General features: G+C 59.0%; 11 protein-coding genes. 6 read left to right on the forward strand and 5 right to left on the reverse strand.

Annotated features, from left to right (window positions below; translation table 11 throughout):
• From ACTJJI_RS07120 to iolB, 4 genes are read left to right on the forward strand one after another with little or no spacing between them, the layout of a single operon-like run.
• Positions 1-1,134 carry a Gfo/Idh/MocA family protein gene (locus tag ACTJJI_RS07120; RefSeq protein ID WP_050860408.1) on the forward strand — a complete coding sequence of 378 codons (1,134 nt, stop codon included), beginning with the start codon at positions 1-3 and terminating at the stop codon, positions 1,132-1,134.
• A 12-nt stretch (positions 1,135-1,146) separates the two neighbouring features.
• Positions 1,147-3,051: a bifunctional 5-dehydro-2-deoxygluconokinase/5-dehydro-2-deoxyphosphogluconate aldolase gene (locus tag ACTJJI_RS07125; RefSeq protein WP_440653561.1), complete on the forward strand. Its 1,905-nt coding sequence runs from the start codon at positions 1,147-1,149 to the stop codon at positions 3,049-3,051.
• A gap of 11 nt (positions 3,052-3,062) precedes the next feature.
• Complete coding sequence (gene iolE, locus ACTJJI_RS07130; RefSeq protein ID WP_440653562.1) at positions 3,063-3,953, forward strand: myo-inosose-2 dehydratase; 891 nt, start codon at positions 3,063-3,065, stop codon at positions 3,951-3,953.
• A 9-nt stretch (positions 3,954-3,962) separates the two neighbouring features.
• Entirely contained in the window at positions 3,963-4,787 is an 825-nt protein-coding gene (gene iolB / locus ACTJJI_RS07135) for a 5-deoxy-glucuronate isomerase (RefSeq protein WP_014832876.1), read from the forward strand.
• Between the two features lie 89 nt (positions 4,788-4,876).
• Here iolB and ACTJJI_RS07140 read toward each other — a convergent pair whose 3' ends face one another.
• Genes ACTJJI_RS07140 through ACTJJI_RS07150 form a run of 3 tightly spaced genes read right to left on the reverse strand, consistent with a single transcriptional unit; the run spans position 4,877 to position 7,375 of the window.
• The gene (locus ACTJJI_RS07140; protein WP_368278362.1) at positions 4,877-5,620 is read right to left on the reverse strand and encodes an alpha/beta fold hydrolase; all 744 of its coding nucleotides are present in this window, start codon (positions 5,618-5,620) and stop codon (positions 4,877-4,879) included.
• Between the two features lie 11 nt (positions 5,621-5,631).
• Complete coding sequence (locus tag ACTJJI_RS07145; RefSeq protein ID WP_014832874.1) at positions 5,632-6,096, reverse strand: DUF6130 family protein; 465 nt, start codon at positions 6,094-6,096, stop codon at positions 5,632-5,634.
• Positions 6,097-6,145: 49 nt separating this feature from the next.
• Positions 6,146-7,375: an MFS transporter gene (locus ACTJJI_RS07150; protein WP_063411874.1), complete on the reverse strand. Its 1,230-nt coding sequence runs from the start codon at positions 7,373-7,375 to the stop codon at positions 6,146-6,148.
• Between the two features lie 97 nt (positions 7,376-7,472).
• Between ACTJJI_RS07150 and ACTJJI_RS07155 the strand changes: the two genes are divergently transcribed.
• Positions 7,473-8,363 carry a LysR family transcriptional regulator gene (locus tag ACTJJI_RS07155; protein WP_047360342.1) on the forward strand — a complete coding sequence of 297 codons (891 nt, stop codon included), beginning with the start codon at positions 7,473-7,475 and terminating at the stop codon, positions 8,361-8,363.
• Here ACTJJI_RS07155 and ACTJJI_RS07160 read toward each other — a convergent pair.
• Entirely contained in the window at positions 8,360-8,530 is a 171-nt protein-coding gene (locus tag ACTJJI_RS07160; protein WP_028027964.1) for a YfgG family protein, read from the reverse strand. The two genes, ACTJJI_RS07155 and ACTJJI_RS07160, sit on opposite strands and share 4 nt — an antisense overlap.
• 369 nt (positions 8,531-8,899) lie before the next feature.
• Between ACTJJI_RS07160 and ACTJJI_RS07165 the strand changes: the two genes are divergently transcribed.
• Positions 8,900-11,140 carry an EAL domain-containing protein gene (locus ACTJJI_RS07165; protein ID WP_315620885.1) on the forward strand — a complete coding sequence of 747 codons (2,241 nt, stop codon included), beginning with the start codon at positions 8,900-8,902 and terminating at the stop codon, positions 11,138-11,140.
• A gap of 4 nt (positions 11,141-11,144) precedes the next feature.
• On the opposite strand, the gene ppx is transcribed toward ACTJJI_RS07165, so the two are convergent.
• The gene (gene ppx, locus ACTJJI_RS07170; RefSeq protein WP_014832869.1) at positions 11,145-12,683 is read right to left on the reverse strand and encodes an exopolyphosphatase; all 1,539 of its coding nucleotides are present in this window, start codon (positions 12,681-12,683) and stop codon (positions 11,145-11,147) included.
• Between the last annotated feature and the right edge of the window lies 1 nt (position 12,684).

The following is a 12,684-nucleotide window of genomic DNA, read 5'->3' on the forward strand; positions in this document are numbered from 1 at the left end:
ATGAAAGAGGTTCGTATTGGATTAATTGGCACCGGGTATATCGGCAAGGCGCATGCCATCGCCTATGCCCAGGCCCCAACGGTGTTCAACCTGCGCGGCAAGCTGGTGCGTGAGATGGTGGCCGAGGTGAACCCGACGCTGGCGGCAGAGCGCGCGCAGGCGTTTGGCTTTAACCGGTCAACCGGAGACTGGCGGGCGCTGGTGGCCGACCCGGCCATTGATGTGGTGGATATTTGCTCGCCCAACCATCTGCATAAAGAGATGGCGCTGGAGGCGATCCGTCACGGCAAGCACGTTTACTCGGAAAAACCGCTGGCGCTGAACGCCCCCGATGCGCGTGAGATGGTCGAGGCCGCGAAGCGGGCAGGGGTGAAAACCCTGGTGGGGTTCAACTACATGAAAAACCCGACGGCGCAGCTGGCGAAAGAGATTATCGCCCGCGGCGAAATAGGCGAGGTGATCCACTTCTACGGCACCCACAACGAAGACTATATGGCTGACCCGCTTTCGCCCATTCACTGGCACTGCTTCAAAGAGACTGCCGGGCTGGGGGCGCTGGGCGATCTGGCGGCGCATATCGTCAATATGGCGCAGTACCTGGTGGGGGAGATTGAGCAGGTTTGCGGCGACCTGAAGATTGTGGTCCCGGCACGTCCGGCAAAGGCCGGGTCGTCGGAGATGATTGCCGTCGAAAACGAGGATCAGGCCCACGCGATGGTGCGTTTTGCGGGCGGAGCGCAGGGTGTGATTGAAACCTCCCGCGTCGCCTGCGGCCGCAAGATGGGGCTGTCGTATGTGATCACCGGGACGAAAGGCGCCCTCAGCTTCACCCAGGAACGCATGGCCGAGCTGAAGCTCTATCTGCATGACGATCCGGTCAACCGTCAGGGGTTCCGCACGCTGCTGGTCGGCCCGGCACACCCGGACTACGGCGCGTTCTGTATGGGGGCTGGCCACGGTATTGGCTTTAACGATCAAAAAACGGTGGAAGTGCGTGACCTGGTGGACGGGATTGCCGCCGACGCACCGATGTGGCCGGACTTTGAAGAGGGCTGGAAGATCTCGCGCGTCCTGGACGCGATCGCACTCTCACACCAGCAAGGCCGCTGGCTGAACGTGAATGACATTGTCTGAAGAGGTATCAACGTGGAAAAGCAGTTTGATGTGATATGCATGGGCCGCGTGGCGGTAGACCTCTACAGTCAGCAGATTGGTGCGCGGCTGGAGGATGTGTCGAGCTTTGCCAAATATCTCGGCGGCTCGTCCGGCAACGTGGCGTACGGCACGGCGCGCCAGGGGTTGCGTTCGTCGATGCTGGCGCGCGTGGGCGACGAGCATATGGGCCGGTTCCTGCGCGAAGAGCTAAATCAGGTGGGCTGTGATACCAGCCATCTGATCACCGATAAAACACGCCTCACGGCGCTGGTGCTACTCGGCATTAAAGACCGGGACACCTTTCCTCTGATTTTTTATCGCGATAACTGCGCGGATATGGCCATTACGGCCAACGATGTGGATGAAAGCTACATTGCCTCCGCACGGTGTCTTGCCATCACCGGGACTCACCTTTCTCATCCCCAGACCCGCGAGGCGGTGCTGACGGCGCTGGGTTACGCCCGCCGTCACGGCGTACGCACGGTGCTGGACATTGATTACCGCCCGGTGCTGTGGGGGCTGACCTCCTTAGGCGACGGCGAAACACGCTTTATCGCGGCCGATCAGGTCACCCGCGAGCTGCAGGAGGTGCTGCACCTCTTCGACGTCATTGTCGGCACCGAGGAGGAGTTCCACATTGCGGGCGGCAGCACCGACACCCTGCAGGCGCTGGCGCAGGTGCGTGCCGTGAGCCAGGCCACGCTGGTCTGCAAACGCGGCGCGCTTGGCTGTTCGGTCTATACCGGTGCCATTCCGGCCCGTCTGGATGACGGCCTGACGGTGACCGGCGTGCGCGTGGAGGTGCTGAACGTCCTCGGCGCGGGGGACGCGTTTATGTCCGGCCTGCTGCGCGGCTACCTGAACGATGAAGGCTGGGAACAGGCATGTCGCTATGCCAACGCCTGCGGCGCGCTGGTGGTTTCGCGCCACGGCTGCGCCCCGGCGATGCCGAGCAAAATTGAGCTGGATGACTATCTCTCGCGCGCCGCACTCGTCCCACGTCCGGATCTCGACCCGCGTCTGAACCATCTGCACCGGGTCACCACCCGTCGCCGCGAATGGCCGGAGCTGTGCGTAATGGCGTTCGATCACCGCAGCCAGCTTGAAGATATGGTGCTGCAGTGCGGGGCGTCGCTTAAACGTATTCCGGCGCTCAAGCAGCTGATCCTGCAGGCCAGCCGCGAGGCGGCGAGCCGTGCCGGGCTGGCAGGCAAAGCGGGCCTGTTGTGCGACGGTACGTTTGGTCAGGACGCGCTCAACGCCATTACCGGCGAAGGGTGGTGGATCGGGCGGCCCATTGAGCTGCCGGGCTCCCGTCCGCTGGAGATGGAGCACGGCAACATCGGCACCCAGCTTATCAGCTGGCCGCAGGAGCACGTGGTGAAGTGCCTGGTCTTTTTCCACCCGGAAGACGCCCACGGCCTGCGCCTGGAGCAGGAGCAGAAAATTGCCGAGGTCTACCACGCCTGCTGCCAGTCCGGGCATGAGCTGCTGCTGGAGGTGATATTGCCCGCCAGCATGCCGCGCAGCGATGAACTTTATCTGCGCGCCATCTCCCGCTTTTACAACCTGGGTATTTACCCGGACTGGTGGAAACTGCCGCCGCTGACATCCGATGGCTGGACGGCACTGAGCGAGATTATCCAGCGTCGGGATCCGCACTGCCGTGGGGTGGTGATCCTCGGGCTGGATGCGCCTGCCGAGCAGCTGCGTGCCGGGTTTAACGCCGCGGCAGGGCACGAACTGGTGAAAGGATTTGCCGTGGGGCGCACGCTGTTTGGCGAAGCTTCCCGCGCATGGCTGAAACACGATATCGACGATGCGCAGCTGGTGGCGCGCATCCGGGACAATTACCTGCAGCTTATCGCCTGGTGGCGCGAGCGCGGACACGCATAATGGAGACGACAATGAGTGTGCAATTAGGCATTAACCCGCTGACATGGACTAACGACGATCTGCCTTCCCTTGGTGCCGAAACGCCGCTGGAGACCTGTCTGAGCGAGGGGAAAGAGGCCGGTTTTGCCGGTTTCGAACTGGGCAACAAATTCCCGCGTGAAGCGCGCCTGCTTGGCCCCATTTTGCAGCGCCACGATCTGCAGCTGGTCTCTGGCTGGTACTCCGGTCGCCTGCTGGAGCGCAGCGTGGAAGAGGAGATTGCCGCCGTGCAGTCCCACCTGACGCTGCTGCGTGAGTTGGGGGCAAAGGTGCTGGTATTTGCGGAGGTGAGCGGCTGCATTCATGGCGAGCAGCAGACGCCGGTGCATCTGCGCCCGCGCTTCCCGCAGGCACGCTGGAAGGAGTATGGCGAGAAGCTCACGGAATTTGCCCGCGAGACCCAGCAGCAGGGGGTGCAGATTGCCTATCACCACCATATGGGGACGGTAATTGAGTCCGCCGACGACGTGGACAACCTGATGACCCATACCGGCGAAGAGGTCGGGTTGCTGCTGGACACCGGTCACCTGACTTTTGCCGGGGCCGATCCGCTGGCGGTGGCGCAGCGCTGGGCGTCGCGCATCAACCACGTTCACTGCAAAGACGTGCGTGCCGACGTGTTGGCGGATGTCAAAAACCGCAAAACCAGCTTCCTTGATGCGGTGCTGAGCGGCGTATTTACCGTGCCGGGCGACGGTTGCGTGGATTATCCGCCGATCATGCAGCTGCTTAAAGCGCAGGATTATCACGGCTGGCTGGTGGTGGAGGCGGAGCAGGATCCGGCGATTGCCCATCCGCTGACCTATGCCCGTCTGGGGTATAACAACCTGAGCCGCCTGGCGCGCGACGCCGGGCTTATCTGAGGAGGTGACATGTCACGTCTGTTATCACGCTGGCAACAGCCGAACGCTGAGGGGCGGACCCAGTCCGTCACGCCGGAACGCGCCGGGTGGGGATATGTTGGCTTTGAGGCCTATGAGCTGCAGGAGGGGCAGCAGCTGACGCTGCCCGCGGTCAGCGAAGAGCGCTGTCTGGTACTGGTGGCCGGGCGCGCCTCCATCAGCACGCCTTCCGCGCAGTTTAACGATATAGGCGAGCGGATGAGCCCGTTCGAGCGCATCAAGCCGTGGGCGGTGTACGTTACCCCGCAGGAGACGGTGCAGGTGAAGGCGCTCACGAAGCTGGAACTGGCGGTTTGCGCCGCTCCGGGTAAAGGTAGCTGGCCGACGCGGCTGATTGCACCGCAGGATATCGACGCTGAAGCGCGCGGCAAAGGCCATAACCAGCGCTATGTGCACAACATTCTGCCGGAAGACAAACCGGCTGACAGCCTGCTGGTGGTGGAGGTCTGGACCAACGAAGGCTGCACCAGCTCATACCCGAGCCATAAGCACGACACGGATAATCCGCCCCAGGAGACGTATCTGGAGGAGACCTATTACCATCGCCTCAACCCGGAGCAGGGTTTCTGCATGCAGCGGGTCTACACTGACGACAGAACGCTGGATGAATGCATGGCGGTCTACAACCGTGACGTGGTGATGGTGCCGAAGGGCTACCACCCGGTGGCAACCATGGCGGGGTATGACAGCTACTACCTCAACGTAATGGCCGGGCCGGTACGCAAATGGATGTTCACGTGGGAAGAGGACCACGCGTGGATTAACCGGGATTATCCCGCAGAGAGTGGGGGCTGAAGCGGCCTTTCTTGTCGGGTGGCGCTGCGCTGACCCGACCTGCGAAACCGTAGGCTCGCGCAAGCACAGCGCCGCTGGCCGAATTGTCTTCAGTGCATCTGCCTCGCCTGCTCAATCGTGCGCGCAATGGCTTCCGGCTGGCTCACCATCGACACGTGGCTTGCCGCGACCTCGGTGGTGTTCGCATGGATGGCCTTCGCCATCGCGCGTTCAAGCTCAGGATTGATCATCCGGTCGTTCTTGCTTACCACATACCAGCTCGGCTTAGCGTGCCACGCCGCGCGAGTGATCTTTTCACCAAACGCATCGCCCTTTATTGGCCCCTGCGTGGCGGCGATGATCTGTTGTTCACCCGGTTTCACATCCGGTGCGAAGTCCTTACTGACCGACGCAGGCGGCAGGTATAAAAAGCCGTCCGCGGTTTTCGCGATACCCGCGCTCCCCGGTGGCGCCGGGTAGCTATTCGCCAGCTCTGCCGTTGACTGACCGGCGTCCGGCGCGAACGCCGCCACATACACCAGCGCTTTCACCCGCGCATCGTTGCCGGCCTCGCTAATCACGGTGCCGCCCCAGGAGTGACCTACCAGTACTACGTCCCCGTGTGCGCGAGCGATGGCGCGCCGGGTGGCTGCTACGTCATCTTTCAGCGACGTGAGCGGCAGCTGAACGGCGATAACCTCGGTGTGGCGTTTCTGTAAACGGGAAATCACCTTGTTCCAGCTGCTGCCGTCGGCAAAGGCGCCATGCACCAGCACCACGCTGGTTTCACTCTGCGCAAAGGCGCTGGCCGACATCGCCAGCAGACCCGCCGTCAGTATCGATACTGTTTTCATCTTCAGACTCCTCAGAAATGGTGGACCGGCGCATGCGGCGGCACGGTGAACTCAAGGGTTTTATGGTCGAGAGGCTTATGCGTCGGGTCGGCCAGGATAATGGTCACCTTATGTTTACCGGCGGGCAGTCCCACCAGAATCACCGGCTCACCGCTGGTGTCCGCCCAGTGCCAGGGGGCGTCATCCACCACAACGTGAATATGGCCGATGCGCGGAGTGACTTTCAGCGCGTCGGGCCCAAAGACAGGTTCAATGCGCAGGTTTTCAACACGGTACTGAATAAAGACGGCACCCTTACTCAGCGGGCCTGCCAGCGGCGGATCGACAATCAGCCTGGCGGGCGGCTGGGGCTGCTCAAGCGGGGCAACGGCAGCCGGACCGTTGACGTCGGCGGCGCTGAGATTATCCAGTGGTGCCCCCCAGGAGCTGACCGATGCCACGGCCAGGGCCGGGAGCAATAAATATCGGCGAATCATCTGTGTCTCCTTATCGGTTCATAGTGATAACGAACACAGAAGACCATTTTTATGTATCAGAGATGTTTGCTGCGGGCGGCTTTTTGTACCGGCTTGTCTGCGGGGCGTTCTCGATACAGTGTGATACATTCTGCGTGCCCGAACGGCGCACAATGGCGATCGCCAGCCCGGCAATTACAAGCGTTAACCCGGTAGAAACCCACATAGCACCCGCGATCCCCAGCGTTTTGTTAAGCCATGCGTATGCAAACGGCGACGCTGCTGCCATCAGTTGTGCGGGGATCAGAAGCAAACCAGTGCGCCGGGCATAGCTTTCAGCGCTGAACAGCGCCAGCGGTAGCGTGGCTTTGACGATTGTCACCAGCCCGTTGATGGCGCCATAGCCCAGCACAAATCCGGCAGCACACCAGGCATACAGGGTACTGCTTAGCCCAAGAAGAAAGCAGAGCGGCATCGCGAGGGCGGTAAAGCGCGTAAGGGAGAGTGGGGTTGAGCGGGCTCCCGCCATGACCTCGATCGCGCGCGCCCCCGTCTGGCCGAGTCCCCACAGCATGCCGAGGGCGATCGGCAGGCCGACGCTGGCGATAAACTCCGGCAGGTGGGTGGATGTGCCGTTAGAGACGAACGTAATGAGTGCGATAAACGTTGCGTAAAGCCAGCCGTTACGCCGTTCACCGGCCGGGATGGGGGCACTTACGCTGCGGGTAATCGCCAGACGCTGTTGGGGGAGGGTTCGAATGCATACCGCGCTCAGCAGTCCAAAAAGAGCGTAAATTTGCAGCGCATGCTGCCAGCTCATCACCTTCAACAGCGTGTCTCCCAGCGGCCAAAAAACAGCAGACGCCAGCCCACCTGCCAGCGTAATGCGTGAGATCGTTTTTCGCGCCTGCTGTCCATACAGGTTTACCAGCGCGGCGAATAGCGCATCGTAGAGCGACAGGCGCATCCCGATACCGGTCACCAGCCAGGCGCTGTACCAGCCGAAAAGGGTTTGGGTGTATGCCATCCCCGCGCAGCTTACGGCGATCAGCAGCGTTCCACTCATCACCACGTTTTGCCCGCCAAAGCGTGCCAGCAGACGGGCGACAAAAGGGGAGACGGCGGCCATCACCAGCATCGCCAGCGTCAGGCCGAGATAGAGCTGGGGCGATGTCCATCCCCTGTCGGCGATAATGGCGAGGGCAAAAGTGCCGGGCATATAAAAAGAGATCCCCCAGTTGATAAGTTGATTACATCCGGCGGTGAGGGCGAGGCGGCGGGGAAGTGCAGGTGTTTCCATGAGTTTTCATTCCGTTATTCAGTTGTCCTGAGCATAACGGGCGCGGTATTGTGCTGGCAGTGCCGTATCTTTATGACCCGTATAAGAGAAACTTTGCATGACGACGCTCAATCTGGGACATCTTGCGACCTTCCGTCTGGTGATCCAGCGCGGCAGTTTTTCGGCTGCAGCGGATCTGCTCGGTATTTCCCAGCCCGCCGTTAGTCTGCAAATACGTCAGCTGGAACAGTTTCTGCAAGCGCGGCTGGTAGAACGAACCGGGCGCGGCATCAAGGCTACACCTGCCGGACAGGCTCTGCTGCTCCACGAAGAGCGTATTCAGCAGGCGGTAGATGAAGCGGTTCGTTCCGTGAGTGAGTTCAGCCACGACGTGAGCGGCACCGTGACGCTTGGCACTGGCGCAACGGCCTGTATCCATCTTTTACCGCCGTTGTTGCAGCAGTTACGCAGCGACTACCCGCTCCTGAAAGTGGGGGTAACCACGGGCAACACCCTCGACATTGTCAGGGCGATAGAAGAAAACCGTCTCGATTTGGGGCTGGTGACCCTGCCGGTCAGTGGTAAAAGTCTGGACGTCATGACGGTGATGGACGAAGAGTTTGTTTTTATTGCCTCGCTTATGCAGCAGGAGCGATTTTCGCGTTTAACCCCTGAGGCGTTGCACCTTCAGCCACTGATTGCATTTGAATCCGGCAGTGGCACCCGCGCGCTGATAGATGGCTGGTTTGCGGCATGTGGGTTAGCGATTGCGCCGGTGATGCAGTTTGGCAGCATTGAGGCCATCAAACGGATGGTTCGCGCGGGGTTGGGTTATAGCATTGTACCGCGAATGGCGGTTGAACATGCCGCTGACCGCGAAGGACTAAGCGTCATGTCGCTTGAACCCGTATTGCAGCGGCAGCTGGCTGTTGTGATGCGTCAGGATAAGATCCTCAGCAAAGGGATCGCGGCCATTATTCGGATAATACAAAACCCACCGGCGGATTAGCGATCGGCAGTATCGACGTTCAGGCTGGTTTGCTGCGACTGGAGTTTGTCCTGATGGTGATACCAGGCACCAATGGAGGAATAAACGAAGCGGCCAAAGAAAAACAGGAAGCTGATGAGCAATATGATGCGGGTCATTCGAGTGTTAAATCGATGTCGTTTTCGCATACGTGTGGCCTGACTCACTGTGTTTTTCCTGGACATACCCTTTTGGGCGACGCGGATATTAAGGCACAGCGGGAAGGGTGGGTCAATTCTGCAATGTGTAAATAACCGTCAACATATACATTAACCGATGTTATTAAAAATAATAATTGCATTTACGATATTGATAACACGAAGAAAATTAACCGGAAAAAAACGGAATAAAGGAAACTTTGAATTAATTAGTTTGATTTAAGTCAACGGATTCCGCGCAGTGGTATTTAAAATCCCTCCTCCACACTGTTTGCCCCGGATGTTACCGGGCAGCACGTACGTCAGGTCGGATGCCTGTCTTCATTTTCCCTCTGGAGAAAGGGGTTTAACCGGGCATCTATGAACACTATCGCTTTCCTGAAACAGAATAAAGACCGCTGGTGGGCGCTGCCGCTTATTTTACCGGTGGTGTTGCTCCCCGTGCTGAGCGCGGCCAATACCCTGACGCAACTGGGCGACGGTATTGTGGCTCTTTATTATCTGCCGCTGTTTTTCCTGCTCACGTTAATGCTGTTTTTCGGCGCCGCCGCCATTCCCGGAATGGTGTTATCGCTGTTTCTTCGCTACTACGCGTCAGTTGGGCTGTTTGAAACCATCGCCGCGGTTTTCCATTTTATCATTCCTTTAGTGCTGAGCTGGGGCGGTTATCGCGTCTTTGCTCCCAGACGTAATATGACGGCTTACGGGGATGTGCGACTGATGGCGCAGCGCATTTTCTGGCAAGTCTTTTGCCCTGCCACGCTGTTTCTGGTGCTGTTTCAGTTTGCGGTATATCTTGGCGTGTACGAGAGTCGCCAGAGCCTGGCGGGACTCAATCCCCTTAATATTCGCACCCTGGTTAACTATCAGGCGCTGCTGGTGAGTGGGCTGACGGGCGTACCGCTGAGCTACCTGCTGATCCGACTGATTCGCCATCCGCGTTATTTCCGGGCACTGATTTCTCAGATCCGCGCCCAGATAGACAAAAAGGTGACGGTCACCGAGTTTCTGCTCTGGTTTCTCGTCCTTGGCGGGCTGCTGTTACTGCTGCTGATGCCGATGAATGAAAATAGCTCTATTTTCACCACCAACTACACCCTGTCGCTCCTGATGCCGGTGATGCTCTGGGGGGCAATGCGCTTTGGTTACAGGCTGACGTCGCTTATCTGGACGCCGGTCCTGCTGGTCTCTATTCATTATTATTACCGCTATATTCCTGTGAACCAGGGATATGACATTCAACTGGCGATCACCTCTTCCAGCTATCTGGTCTTCTCGTTTGTGGTGATTTATATGTCGATGCTGGCGACTCGCCAGCGCGCCGTGAATAAGCGCGCCAGCAGACTGGCGCTTCTTGACCCGGTCGTACATATGCCCAACCTGCGGGCGTTGTCACGGGAACTGGCTAAAAAACCGTGGTCGGCGCTCTGTTTACTGCGCATTCCTGAACTGGAGGTGCTGGGGCGAAACTACGGTGTGTTACTGCGTATTTTATACAAGCAGCAGCTGGCGCAATGGATTAACGGTACGCTCCAGCCCAACGAGCGCGTCTATCACCTGACCGGCTGTGACCTGGCCGTACGGCTTAACGCGGAATCACACCAGCAGCGCATTGATACGCTTGACGAGCACATTAAACAGTTCCGCTTTGTCTGGGATGGTATGCCGCTGCAGCCGCAGGTGGGGGTGAGTTACTGCTACGTGCGTTCACCGGTGAATCATCTCTATCTGGTGTTAGGAGAGCTGGGGGAGATTGCCGATCTGTCGCTCTCCACTAACCATCCGGAAAATCTTCAGCAGCGTGGTGCAGTCCATCTGCAGCGCAGCCTGAAGGATAAAGTCGCGATGATGAGCCGCCTGCAAAAGACGCTCGACAACAACGAATTCACCCTGCTGGCGCAGCCCGTTCGCGGCCTGCGTGGCGATCGCTATCATGAAGTGCTGCTGCGGATGCCGGATGCGGACGGCGCGTTACTTACTCCCGATCGGTTCCTGCCCGTCGCTCAGGAGTTTGGCCTGTCGTCGCGGGTCGATTTGTGGGTGCTGGAGCGCACGCTACGCTTCCTGGCCGAACACCGTGACAGGCTGCCCGGCCAGCGCTTTGCCATTAATCTTGCCCCCTCAACCGTCTGTCGCGTGCAGTTCCCGCTGGAGGTGAGTCGACTCCTGACCACCTACGCCGTGGAGCCGTGGCAGTTGATCTTTGAGGTGACCGAGTGCAGCACCTTCGGCAGCGCGGAGCAGGCGATGCATACCCTCCGGCAGCTACAAAAAATGGGCGTACGCATTGCGATAGATGATTTTGGTACCGGCTATGCGAGCTATGCGCGGCTGAAAAGCGTGGATGCGGACATCCTCAAGATTGACGGCAGCTTTATTCGCAATATCGTCAGCAACAGCCTGGATTACCAGATTGTGGCCTCTATTTGCCATTTAGCGCGAATGAAAAAGATGCTGGTGGTTGCGGAATATGTGGAAACTGAAGAGATACGTAGCGCGGTGCACGCGCTTGGCATCGATTATGTGCAGGGCTATCTGATAGGTCGGCCGGTGGCACTTGAGTCACTGCTGGAGGCAGAGGCGTCCGTAGCGGACGCCTGAGCCGTTACGCCGCGACGTCAGCGCTCTCTTCTTCGATTTTGAGCAGCCAGCCGGTGACCGCTTCCCAGTACTGCTGCTCTTTTTCCAGATCCAGCAGAACCAGCGCATTCTGGCTAAACCAGTCGTGCGGGAAGCTCAGCGTCCAGTGATGGTCATCCGTTTTGAGTTTCAGCGTGGGCGGCGTGGTGGTGGCCTGACGCTGGTTATTCAGCAGCACGCCCAGACGCAGCAGCTGGATCAGCGGCAGGAACTGCTTTTTCTTGAACAGCGTGAAGCGCGGCAGATCGTCAAGCTTAATGGCTTTGCGGTGATAGCGCACCAGTGTGGCCATCATGGTTTGCTGCTCCTGGTTGAAGCCCGGCAAATCGCTGTTTTGCAGAATATAGGCAGAATGGCGGTGCATGCCGCTGTGGTTGATGTTCAGCCCCACTTCGTGCAGCATCGCGGCCCATTTCAGCAGGGCGGCAAGCTGCGGATGAGCAAGCTTCGGATTTTGCTCCTGCCACTGATCGTACATCTGAACGGTCGTTTCCAGCACCCGCTTCGCCTGCTCGCGATCGATGTTGTACTGGTTTGCCAGGCTTTGCGCGGTGCGGCTGCGAATATCCTGATGGCGAAAGCGGCCTTCCATCTCATACAGCACGCCTTCACGCAGCGCACCGTCAGAGAGACGCAGCTCCTTAATGGCCAGCGCATCGAATACACCGCACAGGATAGCCAGCCCCGGTACAAACACCGCTTTACGCTCGTCGGAAAGACCCGGCAGGCTTAAGGCGTCGAAACTTTTATGTTTCAGCACCTCTTCGGTCAGCAACGTCAGGCGTTCGGGGGTGATAAAACCGTCTTTTTCACCCATCGCCAGCAGCACTTCATGGGCCGCTTTGATGGTCCCCGAGGCCCCCAGCGCGACGTTCCAGCCCTGGATCCGGTACTGCCAGGCCAGATTTTCCAGCTTCTGAACGGCGGCCATGCGCGCCCGCTGGAAGTTTTCCCGGGAGATCGCACCGCCCGGGAAATACATCTGCGCAAAGCTGACGCAGCCCATACGGCGGCTCTCCACCAGACGCGGTTCAAAGTCTTCGCCAATGACCAGCTCTGTGGAGCCGCCGCCGATATCAATCACCAGCTTGCGGCCTTTTTCCGGCTGCGTGTGCTCAACGCCCATAAAAATCAGACGCGCCTCTTCGTTACCGGAGATGATCTCAATGGGGTAGGGGATCACTTTTTCCGCACGCTTGAGGAATTCAGGGGCATTCAGCGCCTGGCGCAGGGTATGCGTGCCCACAATGCAGACGCTGGAAGGCGAGAAGCCCTGCAGGCGTTCGGCAAACAGCGACAGGCAGTTTAAGCCGCGCTCCATCGCCTCTTCGCTGAGCATGCTGCGTTCATCAAGACCATCTGCCAGGTGTACGCGCTGCTTCAGACGACCGATGATCTGCAGCGCGCCATCCACCTCACGGGCGATGACCATGTGGAAACTGTTAGAACCAAGATCGACCGCGGCGAATTCCTGAGGTCGTGGGGTCTTATCATTTATCGGCATA

Source organism: Enterobacter sp. 22466 (assembly GCF_052044775.1).
Taxonomy (GTDB): Bacteria; Pseudomonadota; Gammaproteobacteria; order Enterobacterales; family Enterobacteriaceae; genus Enterobacter; species Enterobacter dissolvens.